Annotated in this window: 22 protein-coding genes and 1 other RNA gene; 21 read left to right on the top strand and 2 right to left on the bottom strand. The window is 27.8% G+C overall.

What is annotated here, in order from left to right; translation table 11 throughout:
• The first annotated feature begins 19 nt into the window (after positions 1-19).
• From tgt to AC07E4_RS18055, 17 genes are all read left to right on the top strand, one after another.
• On the top strand, positions 20-1,150 hold the full coding sequence (gene tgt / locus AC07E4_RS18135) for a tRNA guanosine(34) transglycosylase Tgt (protein ID WP_478217097.1): 1,131 nt from the start codon (positions 20-22) through the stop codon (positions 1,148-1,150).
• Positions 1,151-1,361: 211 nt separating this feature from the next.
• Entirely contained in the window at positions 1,362-1,655 is a 294-nt protein-coding gene (gene yajC, locus AC07E4_RS18130; RefSeq protein ID WP_040330254.1) for a preprotein translocase subunit YajC, read from the top strand.
• 54 nt (positions 1,656-1,709) lie between these two features.
• Complete coding sequence (locus AC07E4_RS18125) at positions 1,710-2,078, top strand: TIGR04086 family membrane protein (RefSeq protein WP_040330255.1); 369 nt, start codon at positions 1,710-1,712, stop codon at positions 2,076-2,078.
• Between the two features lie 42 nt (positions 2,079-2,120).
• Complete coding sequence (gene scfA / locus AC07E4_RS18120; RefSeq protein ID WP_017414649.1) at positions 2,121-2,258, top strand: six-cysteine ranthipeptide SCIFF; 138 nt, start codon at positions 2,121-2,123, stop codon at positions 2,256-2,258.
• A 60-nt stretch (positions 2,259-2,318) separates the two neighbouring features.
• Positions 2,319-3,689, top strand: a complete 1,371-nt coding sequence (gene scfB / locus AC07E4_RS18115; RefSeq protein WP_040330258.1) for a thioether cross-link-forming SCIFF peptide maturase — start codon at positions 2,319-2,321, stop codon at positions 3,687-3,689.
• 97 nt (positions 3,690-3,786) lie between these two features.
• A complete protein-coding gene (secD, locus tag AC07E4_RS18110; protein WP_478217096.1) occupies positions 3,787-5,031 on the top strand; it encodes a protein translocase subunit SecD in 1,245 nt (414 codons plus the stop codon).
• Between the two features lies 1 nt (position 5,032).
• A complete protein-coding gene (gene secF / locus AC07E4_RS18105; protein WP_040330262.1) occupies positions 5,033-5,899 on the top strand; it encodes a protein translocase subunit SecF in 867 nt (288 codons plus the stop codon).
• Positions 5,900-6,041: 142 nt separating this feature from the next.
• Entirely contained in the window at positions 6,042-6,932 is an 891-nt protein-coding gene (locus AC07E4_RS18100) for a DHH family phosphoesterase (RefSeq protein ID WP_051540481.1), read from the top strand.
• Positions 6,933-7,086: 154 nt separating this feature from the next.
• A complete protein-coding gene (locus AC07E4_RS18095) occupies positions 7,087-7,605 on the top strand; it encodes an adenine phosphoribosyltransferase (RefSeq protein WP_040330263.1) in 519 nt (172 codons plus the stop codon).
• Positions 7,606-7,847: 242 nt separating this feature from the next.
• Positions 7,848-10,007 carry a RelA/SpoT family protein gene (locus tag AC07E4_RS18090; RefSeq protein ID WP_040330264.1) on the top strand — a complete coding sequence of 720 codons (2,160 nt, stop codon included), beginning with the start codon at positions 7,848-7,850 and terminating at the stop codon, positions 10,005-10,007.
• A 15-nt stretch (positions 10,008-10,022) separates the two neighbouring features.
• Positions 10,023-10,478 carry a D-aminoacyl-tRNA deacylase gene (dtd, locus tag AC07E4_RS18085; protein ID WP_040330265.1) on the top strand — a complete coding sequence of 152 codons (456 nt, stop codon included), beginning with the start codon at positions 10,023-10,025 and terminating at the stop codon, positions 10,476-10,478.
• 20 nt (positions 10,479-10,498) lie between these two features.
• Complete coding sequence (locus tag AC07E4_RS18080; protein WP_478217095.1) at positions 10,499-11,110, top strand: MBL fold metallo-hydrolase; 612 nt, start codon at positions 10,499-10,501, stop codon at positions 11,108-11,110.
• 18 nt (positions 11,111-11,128) lie between these two features.
• Entirely contained in the window at positions 11,129-12,586 is a 1,458-nt protein-coding gene (locus AC07E4_RS18075; protein WP_478217094.1) for a coproporphyrinogen III oxidase, read from the top strand.
• Between the two features lie 79 nt (positions 12,587-12,665).
• Entirely contained in the window at positions 12,666-13,925 is a 1,260-nt protein-coding gene (hisS, locus tag AC07E4_RS18070) for a histidine--tRNA ligase (protein ID WP_478217093.1), read from the top strand.
• Between the two features lie 12 nt (positions 13,926-13,937).
• Positions 13,938-15,731: an aspartate--tRNA ligase gene (gene aspS / locus AC07E4_RS18065; protein ID WP_478217092.1), complete on the top strand. Its 1,794-nt coding sequence runs from the start codon at positions 13,938-13,940 to the stop codon at positions 15,729-15,731.
• Positions 15,732-15,895: 164 nt separating this feature from the next.
• A non-coding RNA gene (gene ssrS / locus AC07E4_RS18060) (6S RNA) lies at positions 15,896-16,076 on the top strand.
• A 119-nt stretch (positions 16,077-16,195) separates the two neighbouring features.
• The gene (locus AC07E4_RS18055; protein ID WP_040330270.1) at positions 16,196-16,765 is read left to right on the top strand and encodes a DUF3867 domain-containing protein; all 570 of its coding nucleotides are present in this window, start codon (positions 16,196-16,198) and stop codon (positions 16,763-16,765) included.
• Between the two features lie 39 nt (positions 16,766-16,804).
• Here the strand turns inward: AC07E4_RS18055 and AC07E4_RS18050 are convergent, their stop codons facing one another.
• A complete protein-coding gene (locus AC07E4_RS18050; protein WP_040330271.1) occupies positions 16,805-17,257 on the bottom strand; it encodes a threonine/serine exporter family protein in 453 nt (150 codons plus the stop codon).
• On the bottom strand, positions 17,254-18,024 hold the full coding sequence (locus tag AC07E4_RS18045) for a threonine/serine exporter family protein (RefSeq protein ID WP_040330273.1): 771 nt from the start codon (positions 18,022-18,024) through the stop codon (positions 17,254-17,256). The genes AC07E4_RS18050 and AC07E4_RS18045 overlap by 4 nt, the downstream gene beginning before the upstream one ends.
• Before the next feature lie 473 nt (positions 18,025-18,497).
• Here AC07E4_RS18045 and glyA point away from each other — a divergent pair, with 473 nt between their 5' ends.
• The 4 genes from glyA (at position 18,498) to ortA (ending at position 22,784) form a co-directional block, all read left to right on the top strand.
• The gene (glyA, locus tag AC07E4_RS18040; RefSeq protein WP_040330274.1) at positions 18,498-19,736 is read left to right on the top strand and encodes a serine hydroxymethyltransferase; all 1,239 of its coding nucleotides are present in this window, start codon (positions 18,498-18,500) and stop codon (positions 19,734-19,736) included.
• Positions 19,737-19,749: 13 nt separating this feature from the next.
• Positions 19,750-21,108 carry a sigma-54 interaction domain-containing protein gene (locus AC07E4_RS18035; RefSeq protein ID WP_040330275.1) on the top strand — a complete coding sequence of 453 codons (1,359 nt, stop codon included), beginning with the start codon at positions 19,750-19,752 and terminating at the stop codon, positions 21,106-21,108.
• 297 nt (positions 21,109-21,405) lie between these two features.
• A complete protein-coding gene (ord, locus tag AC07E4_RS18030) occupies positions 21,406-22,455 on the top strand; it encodes a 2,4-diaminopentanoate dehydrogenase (RefSeq protein WP_040330277.1) in 1,050 nt (349 codons plus the stop codon).
• Between the two features lie 35 nt (positions 22,456-22,490).
• Positions 22,491-22,784 carry a 2-amino-4-oxopentanoate thiolase subunit OrtA gene (gene ortA / locus AC07E4_RS18025; RefSeq protein WP_040330278.1) on the top strand — a complete coding sequence of 98 codons (294 nt, stop codon included), beginning with the start codon at positions 22,491-22,493 and terminating at the stop codon, positions 22,782-22,784.
• The last annotated feature ends 13 nt before the right edge of the window (positions 22,785-22,797 follow it).

Genomic DNA, 22,797 nt, shown 5'->3' with positions numbered 1-22,797 from the left:
TTAAAAGGAAGGATATTTTATGTACAAATTATTAAAAAAGAGTGGAAAGGTAAGAAGAGGTGAGTTTACAACACCTCATGGAGTAATTCAAACTCCAGTATTTATGAATGTTGGTACTATAGCCGCTATAAAAGGTGCAGTATCATCAATGGATTTAAAAGATATAGGATGTCAAGTAGAATTATCTAATACATATCACTTACATTTAAGACCAGGTGATAAAAATATAAAAGCGCTTGGTGGATTACATAAATTTATGAATTGGGATAGACCAATTCTAACTGATTCAGGTGGATTCCAAGTATTTTCTCTTTCTAAAATGAGAAAAATAAAAGAAGAAGGAGTATACTTTAATTCACATATAGATGGTAAAAAAATATTTATGGGACCAGAAGAAAGTATGCAAATACAAAGTAATATTGCATCAACAATTGCAATGGCATTTGATGAATGTATTGAAAATCCAGCACCAAGAGACTATGTAGAAGCATCTGTTGCAAGAACAACAAGATGGCTTGAAAGATGTAAAGTTGAAATGGATAGATTAAATTCTCTACCAGATACTATTAATAAAAAACAAATGTTATTTGGTATTAATCAAGGTGGAGTTTATGAGGATGTTAGAATTGAACATGCTAAAACTATTGCAAAGATGGATTTAGATGGATATGCAATTGGTGGATTAGCTGTTGGGGAAACTCACGAAGAAATGTATAGAATAATAGATGCTGTAGTTCCACACTTGCCACAAGAAAAGCCTATTTATTTAATGGGAGTTGGAATTCCAAGTAATATATTAGAAGCAGTTGAAAGAGGTGTAGACTTCTTTGATTGTGTATTACCAGCTAGAAATGGAAGACATGGACATGTATTCACAAAGTATGGTAAAATAAATCTTATGAATGCAAAATTTGAGTTAGATGACAAACCTATAGATGAGGGATGTCAATGTCCAGCTTGTAAGCATTACACTAGAGCTTATATTAGACATTTATTTAAGGCGAAAGAGATGTTGGCTATGAGACTTTGTGTATTACATAATCTATATTTCTACAATAAACTTATGGAAGATATAAGAAATGCTATAGATGGAGATTACTTCCCAGAATTCAAAAAGCAAAAACTTGAAGAATGGGGCGGAAGAGCTTAAGTAAAGTTTATATATAATAATATATTATTTTAAAAAATTTATATATAGTATAAAATATATAAAAAGGGCAAGGATTAAAAAATGAAGTAAAAGATTAAAAAAAACTAAACTTTTACTGAAATATATGCTAGAATGTTCCATAGATATTTAAGAATAAAATATGGATTGATTCAATTTAATTAAATTGTAAGTTAAGAAAGGAGAATGAATTATGGCAGTTTTTGTACAAATGCTACCAATTCTATTAATGTTAGTATTATTTTATCTTATGATATTTTTACCAGAAAAGAAGAGAAAGAAAAAATATGATGAGATGTTAACTAACTTAAACTTAAATGATGAAATAATGACTAAAGGCGGTATAATGGGAAAAATCGTTAATGTACAAGATGAATTCATCATTTTAGAAAGTGGTCCAGATAGAGCAAGAATAAAATTATCTAAAAATGGAATTAGCTACGTTGTAAAATCAGCAGAAACAGCTGCTTTAAATAACGCAGAATAATGAATAAAACCCTCCATTTAATAATATATATTTAAATAAGTGGGGGGGATTATAATGGTTAAAAAACTTAAATATTCCTGTATAGGGCAAGGTGTTCTAAGGGCAATTTTACTTACAATTGTTTGTTTATTAGTTTATTCTTTACTTATAACACTTATATCTGTAGGAGGAAAATTTACTTCATTAATTATGATGATTGTAACTTTAGGTAGCATAATATATGGAACTATGTATGCAACCTTAAAAGCTGGAAGTAATGGATGGCTTATAGGGATTTTAGTTGGATTATTTTATATGATAGCTATGTTTATAGTTTCTATAATATGTGGGAAAGAATTTGCTTTTACAATAAAAGAGTTTTTAAGATTAATTATTGCAATTGTAGTAGGGGCTTTGTCAGGAATGATAACTGTAAATCTATAATATTTTATATAGATGTAATAATTAAAGATGGAGGAAATCATAATGAAACACATTAAAACAATTAACAAATCAAACATAAAAGAAAGCTTAAAAAAACCAGGTTGCAAAGAGTGTGCTAACTCTTGTCAATCAGCATGTAAAACTTCATGCACAGTAGCTAACTTAGCTTGTGAAAACTAGGAATATTAAAAGAGCAGTAACTTTTATGGTTGCTGCTTTATGTTTAGTAGGAGGGAAATTATGGCTTTAATTCATAAATTTAAACAAGGCAATGATTATTATGTAATAGATGTAAATTCAGGAGCAGTTCATTCAGTAGACGAATTAGTTTATGATCTTTTAGATGAAAATAAATTAAGAAGTAAAGAAGAGCTTGTTGAAGAATTCAAAAATAAGTATAAACAAGAAGAGGTAGAAGAAGTTTATGAAGAGCTTCAGGAACTTGTAAAAGAAGGAATGCTATACTCTTTAGATTTATATGAAGGAATAGCAAGAAAAACTGGACAAGCAGAGTCTTATGTTAAAGCTTTATGCTTAAACATAATTCATGATTGTAATTTAAGATGTAAATATTGTTTTGCTGATGAAGGTGAATATCATGGATGTAGAAAAAGAATGTCAGCAGAAGTTGGTAAGAAAGCAATAGATTTTGTTATAAAGAGTTCTGGACCAAGAAAAAATATAGAAGTAGATTTATTCGGTGGAGAACCATTAATGGCAATGGATACAATAAAGGAAATTGTAGACTATGCAAAAGTGGAAGAAAAGAAATACAATAAAAATATAAGATTTACTATGACAACAAATGCAACTCTTTTAAATGAAGAAAATATGAAATACTTAGATGAAAATATGGGTAACCTAGTACTTAGTATAGATGGAAGAAAAGAAGTTAATGATAAAGTTAGAGTAAGAATAGATGGAAGTGGATGTTATGATAGTATACTTCCAAAAATAAAGAAAATGGTAGATGTGAGAGATAAATCTAAATTGTATTATGCAAGAGGTACATTTACAAGAGAAAATACAGATTTCTTTGAAGATGTAAAACATATGGCAGATTTAGGATTTGATGAAATTTCTATAGAGCCAGTAGTACTTCCAGATGAACATGAGTTATCTTTAAGAAAAGAAGACTTACCAGTTATATTTGAACAATATGATAAATTGTATGAAGAAATGATTAGAAGACATAAAGAAGGAAATGAATTTAGATTCTATCACTTTAATATAGATCTTCAAGGTGGACCATGTGTATATAAAAGAATTTCAGGATGTGGAGCAGGTCATGAATATATAGCAGTAACTCCTGATGGAGATATATATCCATGTCATCAATTTGTTGGAAATGAAGAATATTTACTAGGAAATATTTATGATGGAATAAAAAATAATGATATGGTTCAAGAGTTTAAAGAAGCTCATATATACAATAAGCCAACTTGTAAGAAGTGTTGGGCTAGATTCTATTGTAGTGGTGGATGTCAAGCAAATAACTTTAATTTTAATGGTGATATGCATATACCATATGAAATTGGTTGCGAAATGCAAAAGAAAAGAATTGAATGTGCTATAGCGTTGAAAAGTAAAACAATGGATATGGAAGAGTAAAGCAAAACTTGAAAACATTGACTATTATTCATCTAGAGGATATAATAAATAACATTAGAAAAGTATAAAATCTACTAGAATAGGAAAGGGGATAAACATGAAAAGAGGCAAAAGTAGTGCTTTATTTGTGATAACAGTTTTAGTAATTGCGTTATTAGCATATATTGGCTATTTTGGGGCTGAAGCTTTTGGATATAGATTTAACTCTTTTGGTCAGTCTATAAATAAAGGCCTTGATCTTCAAGGTGGATCATCTATGCTTATGGAAATAAAAGAAGATAACGTAGATACTAGCACTATTGAAAGAACTATTGAACTTATTTCTATGAGAGTTAATAAAATGGGAGTTAGTGAAATATCAATAACTCGTGAGGGTGAAAAAAGGATAAGAATAGAAATACCAGGTCAATTTGATACTAAATCAGTTTTAGAAACTGTAGGAAAAACAGGTGAACTTCAATTTGTTGGTCCTGATGATAAGGTAATTCTTACAGGAAAAGATGTAAAAGACGCAATAGTTCAATATGATGAAAAAAATCAACCTGTAGTAGGATTAGAATTTAATGAAGAAGGAACTGAAAAGTTTTCTGAGGCAACACAAAAATTCCAAGGACAAAAGATAACAATAAAAATGGATGGTGAACAATTAACAAGCCCAGTAGTAAGTGCTGTAATATCAGATGGAAAAGCAGTTATTAATGGAATGGCGTCATTAGAAGAAGCTACAAAACAAGCAAATATTATAAAATCTGGTGCACTTCCAGTAACAGTAGAAACTCTTTCAGTTAAAACTGTTGGACCAACTATAGGTATGGAAGCTGTTGGATTAAGTAAAAAAGCTGCAATAGTAGGTATAGCATTAGTTATGATATTTATGGCGGTTTATTATAGGGTGCCAGGAATTTTATCTTGTATAGCAATTGTTTTGTATGTAAGTCTTTTATTATATGCATTTGCCATATTTGATGTAACACTTACATTGTCAGGAATAGCAGGATTCTTATTAACAGTAGGTATGGCTGTTGATGCTAATGTTCTTATATTTGAAAGAATAAGAGAGGAACTTAGAACAGGTAAAACATTAAAGTCATCTGTTCAATCTGGGTTTGATAAAGCATTTGCAACAATATTAGATTCAAATGTAACAACAATAATAGCAGCAGTATCATTATATATAATTGGAACTGGATCTGTTAAAGGATTTGGATTAACACTTATAATTGGTATAATTATAAGTATATTTACTGCTCTTACAATAACTAAATTTTTACTAAATTTAGCTGTAGATATGAAATTATTAAATAAACCATCTCATTTTGGTGTTAAAAGGGAGGAGAAATAGTATGAAGATAATAGAGAAAACTAAAATTTGGTTTACTATTTCCCTTACTGTAATCATAATAGGAATAGGTTTTATGATGTTTAAAGGTCTAAATTATGGTATAGACTTTAAAGGCGGAACTGTTATAGATGTTAAAGTTGGAAAAGATGTAAACAAAGAACATGTTGGCAATATAGTAGATAAATATGCTAAAAATAAGTATGCATTAAAAACTGTAAATGATGGTAGTGAAATAGAAATAATTATCCAAGATGGAGTACTTACAGAAGATACTAATGACAAACTACTAAATGATATAAAAAAAGAATTAAAATTGGATGATAAAACAATAAACTCAGAAACTATTGGTGGAACTATTGGAAAAGAATTAAAAGAAAAAGCAATTCTAGCAACAATAATAGCAATGATTGCTATGTTAATATACATAGGCATGAGATTTGAGCTAAGCTTTGGTATTGCAGCAATAATTGCATTAATTCATGATGTTCTTATTACTATAGTGGTATATGCAATATTTGGAATACCAGTAAATACTCCATTTATAGCTGCTATTCTTACAATAGTTGGTTATTCAATAAATGATACAATAGTTGTTTTCGATAGAATAAGAGAAAATTCTAAGAAAATGAGAAAAGTAGAATTAAAAGAAATTGCTAATGTAAGTATACAGCAAACAATGTCTAGATCAATTAACACTGTTTTAACTACATTGTTTACAATTACAGCAGTTTATATATTTGTGCCAAGTATAAGAGAATTCTCATTACCATTAATAATCGGTATAGCAATGGGAGCATATTCATCTATATTTATAGCTAGCCCTATGTGGGTTATACTAAAAGGCAAAAAGAAAACTGGAAAAAGATAAAAATATACAAATTATGTAAGAGATAATGAGATTTTTTGATAAAAATTTCATTATCTCTTGTTTTTTTATAAAAATATTTGTAAAGTTGTAGATTTTAACTTATAATATAATGTGTTTTCTATTGTTGTGGAGGGTCAGATTTATGGATGAATACTACATAAAAAATACTTATAGTTCTCTATTATTAAAAGGAATGAAGAATGCTCTTAAAAGAATAATAAAAGCTATAAATGAAAGAGAAAAAATTGTCGTTTATGGATACTATGATTTTGATAGTATTACAGCAATATCTCTTTTAGTTTTGGTATTAAAATATTTGAATGCAGATGTAGAGTATTTTCAACCTAATAAGAATAGAGAAAATAGAAATTTAATTGAAAAAGACATACAAAATGATATAAAATATTTAGGTGCAAATCTTATAATAACCGTAGGCGCAACTGTTAACTCGCAAAGAGAAATTTCGCTTTGTAGAGAACTTAACATAGATATTATAGTTACTGATTATCATAAATGTACTAAACCATTTGATGATATTATAGTTATAAATCCAAATCAAATTGGATGCAATTATCCATTCAAAGAGCTTTCAGCATCAGGAATAGCATATAAATTAGCGCAAACTGTATCTTCATATTATAAAATGACTTGTATAAATAAATATATAGATCTTGTTATGCTTGGAACTATATCTAAAAGAGTTCCAGTTGTAGATGAAAATTTGTATATTGTAGATGAAGGATTTAAGCAATTATATCATAGTAACAATTATGGTATAAGAGCATTGATTGATGATAATAATGTAGAAGATATAAGTAAATTTATACATAATGATTTAACTATGGATATATTTCAAAAAACTAATACAATGGGAAGAATAGATAACGCTAAAATAGCAATAGAGCTATTTACAACCAATGATAAGTATCGAGCTAAACAAATATCAAAATATCTTTATAATGAAATAAAGAAGAACAAAAAGTTAAAAGATAAGAATAAGGATAATTTAAATTGTAAATTAAGTACAGTTTGAGAAATAAAAAATAATACTGGGAGAGCAATATATAGTATAAGATTTTAATAATATATGTATTTTTCTTATATATCATTGTATAAAATATTAATATGTATATAATAATAAAATATGATATATAGTTTTCCATCAAAATTAGAAGGGGGAAATAAAATTGAATTTAAAAGATAAAATTAGAGTTATAGACGGATTTCCAAAGGAAGGAATTAGCTTTAAAGATGTAACAACAATACTACAAGATAAAGAAGCTCTAAATGTTTGTGTAAATACGATAGTAGATCATTTAAAAGATAAAAATATAGATATTATAGTTGGACCAGAAGCAAGAGGATTTTTATTTGGAGTTCCAGTTGCATATGCATTAAATGCAGGATTTGTACCTTGTAGAAAACCAGGCAAATTACCATTTGAAACTTTTAAAACTAGTTATGGTCTAGAGTATGGTAGTGATGTTTTAGAAATTCACAAAGATGCTATAAAAAAAGGTCAGAGAGTAGCAATAGTGGATGATTTACTTGCAACAGGAGGAACAGTAGCTGCAGTTGCTGAATTAGTTGAAAAACTTGGTGGTGAAGTTGTAGCTTTGGATTTTGTAGTTGAACTTACAGAATTAAAGGGAAAAGAAAAAGTAGATAAATATGAGGTTATGTCAATAGTACAGTATGACTTATAATAATATTAGATATAACTAGGTTCATATAGTAGCTAAATATTTAAAAAACAAACCCATGGTATATAATATAAATTTTATTATATTTTATTTAAAATTTATAGTTTGACATAGAGTTTTACAATAATGTCACAATTTACTTAAACAAAATTGCATTAATAAAAATGTTATTATATAATAATATCATTAGTAAAAATAGTGGCTGGTTAAGGTAACCAGCCTTTAGTTTTAGGAGTGTAATCTATATGCTAGAAAAATTATTGGAGAAAATAAATAAAAATTGTACAAATATAGATATTGAAGAAGTAAAAAGAGCATTTGAATTTTCAATGGAAGCTCATAAAGATCAAAAAAGAGAATCAGGAGAGCCTTATATAATTCACCCAGTAGAAGTGGCATGTATATTAGCTGAATTAGGACTAGACACTTCTACTATAGTAGCTGGTTTATTACATGATGTTATAGAAGATACTGAATATACATATGAAGATGTATGCAATATATTTAGTGTTGAGGTAGCAGATTTAGTTCAAGGCGTTTCTAAATTAGGAAAATTTAAATATAAAACTAAAGAAGAACAGCAAGCAGATAATGTTAGAAAAATGCTTCTGGCTATGGCAAAGGATATAAGGGTTATTCTTATAAAACTTGCAGATAGATTACATAATATGAGGACTATAAAGTTTAAGAAAGAAGCTAAACAAAAAGAAAAAGCAAAAGAAACTTTAGATATTTATGCTCCATTAGCCCATAGATTAGGAATATCTAAAATAAAATGGGAGCTTGAAGATTTAGCATTAAGATATTTAGAACCAGAAGAATACTATAAATTAGTTAACGATATAGACCAAAAAAGAGCAGAAAGAGAAATAGAAATAGAACATATAATAAACAAATTAAAATCTAATTTGGGTAAAGTGGGTATTGAAGCTGAAATTGTTGGAAGACCCAAGCATTTTTATTCAATTTACAGAAAAATGGTAAGAAAAAATAAGACTATTGATCAAATTTTTGATTTGACTGCAGTTAGAATATTAGTTAATGATATTGGGGATTGCTATGCAACTTTAGGAATAGTACATACTTTATACAAACCAATTCCAGGAAGATTTAAAGATTATATAGCAATGCCAAAACCAAATATGTATCAATCTATACATACAACTGTAATAGGTCAATTTGGTAAACCTGTTGAAATTCAAATTAGAACATATGAAATGCATAAAATAGCAGAGTATGGAATAGCAGCACACTGGAAATATAAAGAAGGTGTAGAAGGTAGTGATTCACTAGATTCTAAGCTTTCATGGCTTAGAGAAATGCTAGAGTGGCAAGGAGAAACTTCAGATGCAGAAGAATTTATGGAAGGATTCAAAATAGATTTATTTTCTGATGAGGTTTTTGTATTCACTCCCAAGGGTGATGTTATAAATTTACCACATAATTCAACACCAATAGATTTTGCTTATAGTATACATACTGATATTGGACATAAGTGTATAGGCGCAAAGGTAAATGGTAAAATGGTACCATTAAATTATGCATTAAAAACCGGAGAAATAGTTGAAGTAGTAACTGCTACTAATTCAAAAGGTCCAAGTGTGGATTGGATTAATATAGCAAAAAGTAATAGAGCGAAAAGTAAAATAAAATCATGGTTAAAAAGATCTAAACGTGATGAGAGTATAGAAAAAGGTAAAGAACTTTTAGAAAAAGAAGGTAGAAGACAAGGTGTTACATTGAATCAGCTTCTAAAAGCACCATCTATGGAAAAAATATTGAAAAGATACAATTTGAAAAGTGTAGATGATTTATATGCTGAACTAGGAGTAAATGATATACTACCTGCAAATGTAGTTAATAAATTAAAAGAATCCATAGAAGGATTAGAAGTTAAAAAAGAAGATATAAAAGAGAAAAGCATTGTAAAAATAAAGAAAAATTATAGTAACTTATCACAGGTAAATGTAAAAGGAGAAGGAAACCTTTTAATAAGGTTTGCAAGATGTTGCAATCCAGTTCCTGGGGATGAAATAATTGGATATATAAGTAAAGGCAGTGGAATTTCAGTACATAGAAAGGATTGTAAAAATCTTAGTGCTTTAAAAGAAAAGAGTGCTGAAAGAATTATATGTGTAGAGTGGGAAGATGAAAAAGAATTTGGGGAATATATTAGTGAGATTCAAATAAAGGCAGAAGATAGAGTTGGAATACTTACTGATGTAATACAGTTAGTGAATGATAATAAAATAGCGATTACATCAATAAATGCAAAAACAATGAAATCTAATGAAATAATTATAAATTTAAAAATTTCTATATCTACAGTAGAACAATTGTCTAAGATACAAAAGAAAATAAGAGCACTTACAAGTGTTATGGATGTTTATAGAATAAAGAATTAGATAAGGGGAGAGAATATGCGCGCGATAGTTCAAAGAGTAAAAAATTCTAGAGTAGAAGTTGAAAATAAAATAATAGGAAGTATAGATGAAGGGTTTAATGTTCTAATAGGAATAAGCAATGAAGATACAAAAGAAGATATAGATTATATAGTTAGAAAAGTTACTGGCATGAGAGTATTTGAAGATGAAAATGGGAAAATGAATTTTTCACTTCAAGATGTAGGTGGAAGTGTTCTTTTAATATCTCAATTTACTTTATATGGTGATTGTAGAAAAGGAAAAAGACCAGATTTTATGAAGGCACAAAAAGGTGAAACTGCAATTAAGTTGTATAATGATCTTATTGATGCATTTAAAAATGAACTTGGAGAAGAAAAAGTTCAAACTGGAGAATTTGGTGCAGATATGCAAGTATTCATACAAAATGATGGTCCAGTTACTTTACTTTTAGAGAGTAAAAAAGATTTTTAGGTGTTAGGTGGTGTATTAAAGTGATTATAAAAAGAGTAGTTGCAGGAATTTATGGAGCAAATTGTTACATTATAATGGATGAAAATACAAAAGAGGCTGTAGTTTTAGATCCTGGTGGAGATGTAGATGATATAGAAAAAGCTATAAAAAGTATAAATGCAGATGTTAAATATATTCTTTTAACTCATGGTCATGTAGATCATGTTGGTGGTGTAGATGAACTTAGAAATATAGTTAATGCAAAAGTAGGAATAAGTGAAAAAGATTATGTTTTAATGGAAAAAGGAACATATATTTATGGAGATGCATTTAATAAAAATGTTGATTTATTTTTAAAGGAAAATGATATTATAAAGTTGAATAACTTTGAGGTTGAATGTATAGAAACACCAGGACACACTAAGGGTGGATTAGTTTTTAAAATAAATGAAAATGTGTTTACAGGAGATACATTATTTACAGGTTCTATAGGGAGAACAGATTTAGAAGGTGGTAATTATGAGGAAATAATGGACTCATTAAAGAATAAATTAGTTTCATTAAATGACGATTGTATTGTATTTCCAGGTCATGGACCACGTTCAACTATAGGAAATGAAAAAATGACTAATCCTTTTTTAAAAGAATTATAGAAAAGGAAATGATATAAATTGTACGATAGGAATAAAGTAATAAAAATAAATTTAAATAATTTAGATTTTAGATATGATGTTTTTCAAATGGTAAACTTATTTTATCCTTTTAGTGATATTGAATTTATAGAAGAGAAAATGAAGGATGATAACACTTTATGTGTTGAAGTTAATGACAATGAAGTTATTATATCTTATGAATTAGATAGTTATATTAGTAAAATAGATAAAAAATGCAGAGTAAAAGAAGAAGTGAAAAAATCAATCTTTAAATATATGAACAAAATAACAGGAAAAAAATTGGCATGGGGAACATTAGTAGGCATAAGACCATCTAAAAAAGCTTTAGAAAAATTAGATGAAGGAATTTCAGAAGAAGAGATAATAAGGGATTTCAATGAAAGATATTTAACATCTAAAGAAAAAGCAAAACTTTGTATAGATGTTGCAAAATGGGAAAGAAATATAGTTAATAAAGATGAAAAAACTATAAGTATTTATGTTGGTATGCCATTTTGTCCAACAAGATGTGCATATTGTTCTTTTACTTCTAACCCAATATCAAGTTGTAAAACAATTGTAGAACCTTATTTACAATGTTTAAAAAAAGAAATTAAAATGATGAGTAAATATGTTAGAGAAAAAGAATTAAATGTTGAATGTGTTTATTTTGGAGGGGGAACGCCTACATCTATAAATAATGAACAATTTGAAGATGTTATGAAATCAATATATGAATCATTTATAGAAAACTCTAATGTGAAAGAATTTACAGTTGAATGTGGAAGACCTGATAGTATAACTAGGGAAAAACTTATGTCAATGAAAGAATATGGTGTTCATAGAATAAGCATAAACCCACAGACCATGAATGATTCAACCTTAAAGTTAATAGGAAGAAGTCATGATGTTAAATCTGTTGTAGAAACATTTAAAATTGCAAAAGACTTGGGCTTTGACAATATAAACATGGATATAATTGTTGGTCTTCCAGGAGAAAAGTTTGATAACATAGAGATAACATGTAGTGAACTTGAAAAGTTAAAACCACATAGTATAACAGTACATGGAATGTCTATAAAAAGGGCATCTAAACTTCATGAAAACTTAGTAAATAATAAAAAGTTCGAAATTCCAAAACAAGATGAGTTAAATAAAATGTATGAAAGAACAGTAAATATGTCTAAAAAACTTGATATGAAACCTTATTATATGTATAGACAAAAAAACATGGTTGGTTCTATGGAGAATATAGGGTATGCAATAGAAGGGAAAGAAGGCATATACAATGTTCAAATGATAGAAGAAAAACAAACTATAATAGCATTAGGAGCAGATGCAGTTTCAAAAGTTGTTTTCTTAAATGAAAACAGAATTGAGCGATTTGCAAATGTGAAAGATGTTAGGGAATATATAAAAAGAATTGATGAAATGATAGATAAAAAAATAAATTTATTAGATTCTATGTATAATTAAATTTAAAAACTAGTTCTATCTATTTAGATATAAGAATTAAAATCCACATATTTTAAGTTTTGTGGTTAGGAGGTTTTTTATGAATTTTAAAGCACCAAAAGGTACTAAGGATATTTTGCCAGGAGAAATTTACAAATGGCATTATATAGAAAACTTAATGAGAGAGATTGCTGCAAGTTACGGTTGTAGAGAAATTAGAACACCAGCATTTGAGCATACAGATTTGTTTAAAAGAGGTGTTGGAGAAACTACTGATATAGTTCAAAAAGAAATGTATACTTTTGAAGACAAAGGTGGAAGAAGTATAACTTTAAAACCAGAAGGCACAGCACCAGCTGTTAGAGCATATGTAGAAGCAAGTTTATATGCAGATGCAAGGCCAACTAAATTATTTTATTTTACTCCAGCATTTAGGTATGAAAAAATGCAAAAAGGAAGATTAAGAGAACATCACCAATTTGGAGTTGAGGTTTTTGGAGCACAAGATGCAAGTGTAGATGCTGAAATTATAAGTATAATAATGAATGTTTATAATCACTTTGGAATAGAAGGATTAGAATTACATATAAATAATTTAGGATGTCCAACTTGTAGAAAAAAATATAATGATGCATTAAAAGCTTTTTTAGAGTCTAAAAAAGATGAGCTATGCTCTACTTGTAATAGTAGATTAGAAAAAAATCCACTTAGAATATTAGATTGTAAAGTAGATCATTGTAAAGAAATTGTAAGTGATGCACCAATAATACTAGATTATATTTGTGATGAGTGTAAAAATCACTTTGAAAACTTAAAGAAATATCTTGAAGTAATGAATATAAATTATATTGTAGATCCTAAAGTAGTAAGAGGGTTAGATTATTACACTAAAACTATTTTTGAAGTTATGGATAATGGATTTACACTTTGTGGTGGTGGAAGATACGATGGATTAATTAATGAGATTGGAAATCAAGATATTCCAGCAGTAGGATTTGGTTTAGGTATAGAAAGATTACTTTTAACATTAGAAGAAAAGGGGATAGAAATACCTAAACCTAATTACATGGACATTTATGTTGGTTCTATGGGCGAAACAGGAAAATTAGAAGCAATAAAACTAATAAATTCATTAAGAAAATTAGGTGTAAAAGCGGAATGTGATCATATGGAAAGAAGTGTAAAAGCTCAAATGAAGTTTGCAAATAAAATAGGTACAACTTTTACAACTATTTTAGGTGAGGAAGAAATTCAAAATAGAGTATTTAAGTTGAAAAGAATGAGTGATGGAACTCAATTCGAAGTAAATTTAGATGATATAGATGAAATTATAAATATAATTAAGAACAACCAAAATTAGGAGGAAAGACATATGGGAGAATCATTAAATGGACTAAAAAGAACCATAATGTGTGGTGAACTTAGAGAAAGTCATATTTCAGAAAAAGTTACTGTAATGGGATGGGTTCAAAGAAAAAGAAATTTAGGTGGTTTAGTTTTTATAGATTTGAGAGATAGAACAGGAATATTACAAGTTGTATTTGGAGAAGCTATAAATAAGGAAGCATTTGAAAAAGCTGATTTAGCTAAGTCTGAATATTGTATAGCTGTTACTGGTGAAATAGTAAAAAGAGAATCACCAAATAGCAATATACCAACAGGAATGGTAGAGTTAAAAGGTGAAAGTATAAAAATATTATCAGAGTCAGAAACTCCACCAATATATATAAAAGAAAATTTAGATGCAGCTGAAAATGTAAGATTAAAATATAGATATTTAGATTTAAGAAGACCTGATATGCAAAATATATTCATGATAAGAAATAGAGCTAACAAAATAGTTAGAGATTACTTAGATGAAAATGGATTCTTAGAGATTGAAACTCCAATGTTAACTAAGAGTACACCAGAAGGTGCAAGAGATTATTTAGTTCCTAGTAGAAATTATCCAGGAATGTTTTATGCACTTCCACAATCACCACAAATATTTAAGCAATTATTAATGGTTTCAGGATTTGATAAATACTATCAAATAGTAAAATGTTTCAGAGATGAAGATTTAAGAGCAAATAGACAGCCAGAATTTACACAAATAGATATGGAAATGTCTTTTGTTGAGATGGAAGATATAATTGCATTAAATGAAGGTTTAATAAAGAGAGTATTCAAAGAAATTAAAGGAATAGATGTTAATCTTCCTATAAAAAGAATGCCATATAGAGAAGCTATGGAGAAATATGGTTCAGATAAACCAGATTTAAGATTTGGCATGGAAATAAAAAATATTACGGATTCAGTTAGAAATTCAGAGTTTGCAGTATTTAAAAATGCAATAGAAAATAATGGTTCAGTAAGAGCTTTAACTGTTAAAGGTTCATCTGATATGGGAAGAAAGAAAATAGATAAATTAGGTGAGTTTGTAAAAACATATAAAGCAAAAGGACTTGCATGGATAGCATATAAGCAAGACGAAATTAAATCACCTATAGCTAAATTCTTTAGTGAAGATGAAATGAAAAATATATTAAGTGCAGCAGATGCAGATGTTGGAGACTTAGTATTAATAGTTGCAGATGTAGATAGTGTTGTATTACAAGCACTAGGTGCATTAAGATTAGAGCTTGCTAAAGAGTTAGAGTTATTAAAAGATAATAAAGAATTTAACTTTGTATGGATTACAGAATTCCCATTAGTTGAATATGATGAAGAGGAAAAAAGATGTGTAGCAATTCACCACCCATTCACATGTCCAATGGATGAAGACTTAGAACTTTTAGATACTGATCCTTTAAAAGTTAGAGCAAAAGCATATGACATAGTTTTAAATGGTGAAGAACTTGGTGGAGGAAGTATAAGAATTCATGATACTAAACTTCAAGAAAAAATGTTTACGCTTTTAGGATTCACTAAAGAAAGTGCTTGGGAGAGATTTGGATTCCTATTAGAAGGATTTAAATTTGGACCACCACCACATGGCGGACTTGCATATGGATTTGATAGAATGATTATGTTCTTAGCAGAAACAGAAAATATTAAAGATGTTATTGCATTCCCTAAAAATCAAAATGCTTATTGTCCTATGAGTGAAGCACCTAATGTAGTAGATGATAAACAACTAAAAGAATTAGCATTAAATATTGATAAAATAGATAATAAAGAAGAGTAATTTTTAAAAATATAAAAAATAAGTTACTTAATTTTAAATAAATGTAACATATATACAAAAAAATAGAGAAAATATTAAAATTGTATTATAAAATATTAAATTTTACTTATTAGTATTTGAAAATGAAAAGAATTTGATATATAATATGTTTATAAGTTAAATTAAATTTCCTGCTGTGTACGTGGAAGAGGTTATGTTGACCCAACATTTATACAATAGGAACCTAACTCTTTGCTTGGAGTTGTTGACTTGAGTACGGCTCAGGTACCAGAAGAGCAAAGGAAGGTTCCGCCCGTTGGAGAACGGGTTCAAATATTATCTTGGAGACGGCATGGTGGGGTTAATTGGAAAATTGAAGGGTTGCTTTATAGTGACCCTTTTTTCATATACTACTTTAAAGTAATATTTTGTTAAAAATTAGTTTAAAGCATTTTGTAATAAGACATGCTAGGAGGATTAATATTATGGGAGAGAATATTATTGATTTCAATAAGTTAAAAAGTAAAGCAAGTGATAAAGATATAGACAAATTTGAAGAATATATATATGGGTTATATTATTCAATGTCAGAAGGTAAACTGAACATGGGTGAATTCACTAAAAGTATAAAAGAGTATATGGAAAAAAACAATATTTCAGACGAAAAACTGATGAATATACAAAAAAAATTAATGGAGAGATATGGCTTTGATCCAGAAAATTTAGGCGAACAAATGAAAACCTTTGGTGTGGATTTAGAATCAATGGGACTAGGAAATTTAAATGAGAATTATGAAGAAGTTAGAAAAAATTTAAGTTTTCAAGAAAAATATAAATCCAGAATAACAAACGCTACTGTTATTACTTATAAGATTAAAAATGATTTAAATGATTTAGATATAATATTAGAAAAAGAGAATGTTATACTTAGAAGTAGTAAGTTGATAAATATTCAAGACAATGAATTAAACGAGTTTTTATGCTCATACAAAAAACTTTCAGAAGAGTCTTTAAAAATATCTATATGTGAAAATGCTAGAGAATTTGAATATTAAGAATAAAGAAAAACAAGATGAATATCTCATCTTGTTTTTTTATTTATTTAGCTTAGCCAATTTTCTTTTCATTGTAGATTTTGTTATAACTTTGCTTAATGTAGAAACAAACATTACACCTATTGCTATTGATCCAGCACTAAATAAAGTTTGTATTCCTTTAGTAAGAGCAAGATTATAATTTCCTTTTACAGCTTCGAAAGTTGTATAATACATTCCTCCACCAGGAACTAGTGGTATCAATCCACAAATTAAATAAACTGTAACAGGATTTTTAAATAAACGAGCCCATATTTCAGAAAGAATACTAACAGCTAAAGTACCCCAAAATAATGAAAGTACATCAGAGCATCCAATTTGTAAACTAAATTTATAAACTATCCATGAAACTGCACCACCGAGAGATGCAAAAAATAAATCTTTTCCTCTGATATTAAAAACAATACCAAATCCTAAAGAACTTATAAATGCATATAAGAAAGCTAAAATCATAGTACACCTCCTAATATGAAGACCATTATTTTAAATCCAAGTGCAGTACCAATTGCTATACTTGCAGCGATAATAATAGCCTCTATTGAACGAGAAATTCCAGAAAGTAAGTCTCCAGAAAGTGTATCTCGTATAGCGTTTGTAATTACAAGACCAGGTACTAATAGCATTATAGAACCTATGATTATTGTATCTTTATTAAATTCAGGATTAATGTGATTTACTAAAACTGCAATCATAGAAACAATTGCACCACAGCATACATTGCTGAAAAAACTATTAACTTCATGTTTATCAAAAAGTCTAGCAACTAATGTAATTATAAATCCAATTATAAATGCGATAACAAAATCTCTTAAAGCACCACCAAATAGTAAAGTGAATGCGCCAGCACTAATTGCTGAAGAAAATAATGTAATGTTTTCACCATAACGTGGTAATGTGTTTATGTAATGCAATTCTTTTCTTATATCATCCATAGATAGATCATTTAAGTATAGACTTCGGGATAAATTATTTACAAGTGAAACCTTTTTTAAATTAACAGTTCTATTAGTTACACGTCTCACAGTTGTAATAGTTTTCTTATTGTCATTAGTTATTGAAAGTACTAAAAATGATGGAGTAACAAAATTCTCAACGTTTTTAACATCATATGCTTTACAAATCATTGAAAGAGTTTGTTCAACTCTGTAGGTTTCTGCACCATTTTCGAGCATTATTTTTCCTGCATCAGCAGCAATATCAATTATATTATCGGTATACATAGTTACTCCTTTCTTTTATGGAAAATTACTAACGATACATATTATATATTAAATTTAAGTAAATACAATAGCTCTTTAAAATATTAGAAAATTAAAAAAATGTATACAATAATTTTTAAAATAATAAAAAAATAAGTCTTATAAACATTTTTCCACAAAATACTACAAATTATAATTAGAAAATTGTCTATTTTTCAATTATAATTTATTTTATTAAAATTGTTAATGGTAACAAATGAAATAAAATTTAAATTTATAAATTTAAATTTTATTTGTGGCAAATGGTTATTATAAAAATATCTTAATAAATTGAAGTATAAGTAAAATGTATTTATAGTTTAAAATTTATTAGCAAAATAAATGGAAAGAATTTATAGAAAATAAAAAAAATTCTTCACTTTATCATTGATTATTAGTAAATATAAATTTATAATCGTAGGTATAAAGAACTTTTATACTAGGGGGTTATATATATGAGCTTAAATCAATTAGAAATTCATGATAATGAAATAATGAATCTTATTAATGAGGAGACAATGCGACAAGAAGAACATATTGAACTTATTGCTTCTGAGAATTTTGTATCAGAAGGTGTAATGAGAGCTTTAGGTTCTGTTTTAACAAATAAGTACGCAGAAGGATATCCAGGCAAAAGGTATTATGGGGGATGCTTTGTTGTGGATAAAATTGAAGATTTAGCAAGAGAAAGAATGAAAAAGTTATTTAATGCGGAACATGCTAATGTTCAACCACATTCTGGATCACAAGCAAACATGGCAGTATATTTAACAGTTTTAAATCCAGGTGATACAGTTTTAGGAATGGATTTAAGCCATGGTGGACACTTAACTCATGGTAGTCCAGTTAATTTCTCAGGAAAATTATATCATTTTGTTTCTTATGGAGTTGATAAAGAAACTGAAACAATTGATTATGAAGAAGTTAGAAATAAAGCAATAGAGCATAAGCCTAAGTTAATAGTTGCAGGTGCTAGTGCTTATTCAAGAATTATAGATTTTAAGAAATTTAGAGAAATAGCAGATGAAGTTGGTGCTTATTTAATGGTTGATATGGCACATATAGCTGGATTAGTAGCAGTTGGAGCACATCCATCACCAGTGCCATATGCAGACTTTGTAACAACAACTACACATAAAACATTAAGGGGACCAAGAGGTGGTGCAATTCTTTGCAAAGAAGAATTTGCAAAAGCATTAGATAAAACTATCTTCCCAGGAATACAAGGTGGACCACTTATGCATTGTATAGCTGGAAAAGCAGTATGCTTTAAAGAAGCTATGGAGGATGGTTTTAAAGTTTATATAGATCAAGTAGTTAAAAATGCAAAGGTACTAGCAGAAGAACTTACTAAATATGGTTTTAGAATAGTATCTGGTGGTACAGATAATCATGTTATGTTAGTTGATTTAACTAATAAGGAAATGACAGGAAAAGAATTAGAAAAACTTTTGGATACTGTAAAGATTACAGTAAATAAAAATACAATTCCATTTGAAACTAAGAGTCCATTTATAACTAGTGGAATAAGAATTGGTACAGCTGCTGTTACTAGTAGAGGATTTAAAGAAGAAGAAATGAGACAAATTGCTAGTTTAATTAATGAGATTGTTGAAAATAGAGATGGTGACTTAAAAGGTGTAAGTGAAAAAGTAGCTACTATATGTAGAAAGTATCCATTGTATAATAAATAAATGGTGATTGTTAATGAAAAGTGAGTACATTTTAGAGTATTTAATAAATAATCTTAATGAAGGAATTCATATAGTTGATAATAAAGGAAAGACAATATATTACAACACTGCAATGGAAAAAATAGAAGGATTAAAAAGGGAAGATGTAATAGGAAAAAAGGTTTATGAATATTTAAAAGAAATGGAAAACAGCTCAACACTTATGAATGCATTAAAAGATAGAAAAGAATATAAAGATGTACTGCAAAATTATTTTAGAAAAGATGGTAGAGAAATAACATCTTTAAATACAACAATTCCTGTTGTTGTTAATGACAAAGTAATAGCAGCTATAGAAGTTGCTAGAGATATGACACAAATAAAATCATTAAATGAGAAACTATGTAATTTAGTTAAAAATGATAAAAAAAGTCAAGGACATTATCTCTTTGATGATATAATAGGTGAAAGTTTAATATTAAAGAATGAAATTAATAAAGCTGTTAGAGCAAGCCTATCTAATTCATCAGTATTAATATATGGAGAAACAGGAACAGGAAAAGAATTGTTTGCACAAAGCATACATTATGGTGGTGTAAGAAGTCAAAAGCCATTTATTCCTATAAATTGCGCAGCGATACCTAGTGCATTATTAGAAGGAATGTTATTTGGAACAGTAAAGGGAAGTTTTACTGGTGCTGAAAATAAAAAAGGTCTTTTTGAGGAAGCAAACAGAGGTACTATTTTATTAGATGAGGTAAATTCCATGGAGCCATATCTTCAATCTAAACTTTTAAGAGTTCTTCAAGATGGATATATAAGACCATTAGGTAGCAATAAAATAATAGATGTAGATGTAAGAATAATTGCTACATTAAATGAAGAACCTAAAAAATTAATAGAAGAAGGAAAATTAAGAAAAGATTTTTATTATAGGCTTAGTGTTATTCAAATAAATGTTCCTCCACTTAGAGAGCGGAAAAATGATATAGAAACTTTAGCTTATTATTTTTTAGATTATTACAATAGAGTTTTAAATAAGAATGTTAAGTTTATAGATTCTAGTATTATAGAAGATTTTTTATCTTATGATTGGCCAGGAAACATTAGAGAGTTAAAAAATGTTATAGAGTCAGCTATGAATATGATAGATGATGGAGAAATGTTAAGTAGAGATGCTTTTGAAAATAGAAATATATTTTTAAAATCTGAAACAGATTTAAAGTCTTTAAACAAAAATATTTCTTTGAATGATTACTTAAATGGAATAGAAGAAAAGATTATAACAAATGAAATGAAGAGAAATCTAGGAAATATAACTAAAACAGCAAGTAAATTAAAAATTTCAAGACAGAATCTTCAATATAAATTAAAAAAATATAATATACAATAAAAATATTAATTGAAATAGATAAACTGAAAAATATTTTGCAGTTTATCTATTTTTTTATTTTTAATATGGAAATTAATTAAATAGAGCAAACTAAATAGCAAAAATTTTTGCACTATATGCAAGAAAATAGGCAATATCAAAAGAAGTTAAGCAAAAATTAAAAAATAATTACTATTTATTCAAAAAAATACATATAAATACTATGTATTTATATAAAAAAATTGGTATGAAAATTGCTATTAAATTAATTATAGGAAAACAATTGTTTCCCATAGTTGTAGTTGGAGGAATATATGTATGGATACAATAGGAATATTTCTTTGGGGATTAGGTACAGTAGGGGTTGAACTTGCAAAGTTAGCTTTAAATAAAGAAGGTGTAAAAATTTTAGGTATAGTAGATGAAGATAAAAATAAAATAGGAAAAGATTTAGGTGATATTTTAAGTATAGAAAAAACTAATATAATTATCAGTGATCCAAAAGAAAACTTAATAGATAAAGTAGAAGCAGATGTAGTGATATTATCTACAAAATCTCAGATAAAATCAATATTTACAGTAGTTAAAGATATATTAAAAAGTAAGAAAAATTGTATAACTATTGCTGAAGAAATGGTTTATCCATATTGTGTAGAGCCTGAATTATCTATTAAAATAGATGAACTTGCAAAAGAAAATAATGTTACTATATTAGGCACTGGTGTCAATCCAGGATTTATTCTAGATTCATTAATAATAACACTGTCTTCTACTTGTAATAAAATTAGGAAGATTACAGCAGAAAGAATAAATGATTTATCTGATTTTGGATTAGAAAGTATGAAGTTTCAAGGAGTTGGAACAACATTAGAAGAGTTTGAAAAAGGTATAGATGATGGAGAGATAGTAGGGCATATAGGTTTTCTACAATCTATATCTATGATAGTAGATACATTAGGGATAGATTATGATGAGATCATTGAATCAAAAGAACCAATAATATCCAATACTTATAGAACAGCAAATGGAATTGAAGTTGAACCAGGAATGGTAGCAGGTTGCAATCATGTAGCTATAGCATATAAAAACGGAAAAGAAATCGTAGTTTTAGAGATGGTAAATCAAATATATCCACAAAGTGAGGCAATTGATACAGGTGATTATATAAATATATATTGCGAAAATGATTTACACTTTTCAATAAAATCTGGAATCCAAGGTATAAAAGGAAGTGCATTATTAGCTTTAAATATGATACCACAAGTAGTAGCTAGTGAGAGTGGTTTAAAAACAATGGTAGATATGAAAAATCCACATGCTATTGAAAATAATTTTATGGACCAACTTAAGTATTACAAGAAATTATGATATTTGAAATAAAATTTATTAGGGAGGATTTGAAAATGGTTAAAAAGGGAACATATGTTGAAATATCATCTATTGTATTAGAGGTTAAAGATAGATCACAAAGTATACCAGATGACACAAAAAATACTCCACTTAAGATGTGGGCAAGAGGTAATACTCTTTATGACTCTGAAATTGGGGAAGAAGTTGAAATTGAAACTATTATAGGAAGACGTATGAAAGGAATTCTAGAAAATATAGAACCAAATTATGATCATAATTTTGGTGCACATGTAAGTGAAATAGATTATATAGGAAAACAAGCAAAGGATATTTTATTTAATAAATAGATTATTTGGAGGT

It is taken from the genome of Clostridium amazonense, from assembly GCF_056431285.1.
This window is presented reverse-complemented; position numbering and strand designations above follow the sequence as displayed.

Excerpts from the sequence above, each read along its gene's own strand:
- tgt (WP_478217097.1), top strand. The coding sequence starts at position 20 with ATGTACAAATTATTAAAAAAGAGTGGAAAGGTAAGAAGAGGTGAGTTT.
- yajC (WP_040330254.1), top strand. The coding sequence starts at position 1,362 with ATGGCAGTTTTTGTACAAATGCTACCAATTCTATTAATGTTAGTATTA.
- AC07E4_RS18125 (WP_040330255.1), top strand. The coding sequence starts at position 1,710 with ATGGTTAAAAAACTTAAATATTCCTGTATAGGGCAAGGTGTTCTAAGG.
- scfA (WP_017414649.1), top strand. The coding sequence starts at position 2,121 with ATGAAACACATTAAAACAATTAACAAATCAAACATAAAAGAAAGCTTA.
- scfB (WP_040330258.1), top strand. The coding sequence starts at position 2,319 with ATGGCTTTAATTCATAAATTTAAACAAGGCAATGATTATTATGTAATA.
- secD (WP_478217096.1), top strand. The coding sequence starts at position 3,787 with ATGAAAAGAGGCAAAAGTAGTGCTTTATTTGTGATAACAGTTTTAGTA.
- secF (WP_040330262.1), top strand. The coding sequence starts at position 5,033 with ATGAAGATAATAGAGAAAACTAAAATTTGGTTTACTATTTCCCTTACT.
- AC07E4_RS18100 (WP_051540481.1), top strand. The coding sequence starts at position 6,042 with ATGGATGAATACTACATAAAAAATACTTATAGTTCTCTATTATTAAAA.
- AC07E4_RS18090 (WP_040330264.1), top strand. The coding sequence starts at position 7,848 with ATGCTAGAAAAATTATTGGAGAAAATAAATAAAAATTGTACAAATATA.
- dtd (WP_040330265.1), top strand. The coding sequence starts at position 10,023 with ATGCGCGCGATAGTTCAAAGAGTAAAAAATTCTAGAGTAGAAGTTGAA.
- hisS (WP_478217093.1), top strand. The coding sequence starts at position 12,666 with ATGAATTTTAAAGCACCAAAAGGTACTAAGGATATTTTGCCAGGAGAA.
- aspS (WP_478217092.1), top strand. The coding sequence starts at position 13,938 with ATGGGAGAATCATTAAATGGACTAAAAAGAACCATAATGTGTGGTGAA.
- AC07E4_RS18055 (WP_040330270.1), top strand. The coding sequence starts at position 16,196 with ATGGGAGAGAATATTATTGATTTCAATAAGTTAAAAAGTAAAGCAAGT.
- AC07E4_RS18050 (WP_040330271.1), bottom strand. The coding sequence starts at position 17,257 with ATGATTTTAGCTTTCTTATATGCATTTATAAGTTCTTTAGGATTTGGT.
- AC07E4_RS18045 (WP_040330273.1), bottom strand. The coding sequence starts at position 18,024 with ATGTATACCGATAATATAATTGATATTGCTGCTGATGCAGGAAAAATA.
- glyA (WP_040330274.1), top strand. The coding sequence starts at position 18,498 with ATGAGCTTAAATCAATTAGAAATTCATGATAATGAAATAATGAATCTT.
- AC07E4_RS18035 (WP_040330275.1), top strand. The coding sequence starts at position 19,750 with ATGAAAAGTGAGTACATTTTAGAGTATTTAATAAATAATCTTAATGAA.
- ord (WP_040330277.1), top strand. The coding sequence starts at position 21,406 with ATGGATACAATAGGAATATTTCTTTGGGGATTAGGTACAGTAGGGGTT.
- ortA (WP_040330278.1), top strand. The coding sequence starts at position 22,491 with ATGGTTAAAAAGGGAACATATGTTGAAATATCATCTATTGTATTAGAG.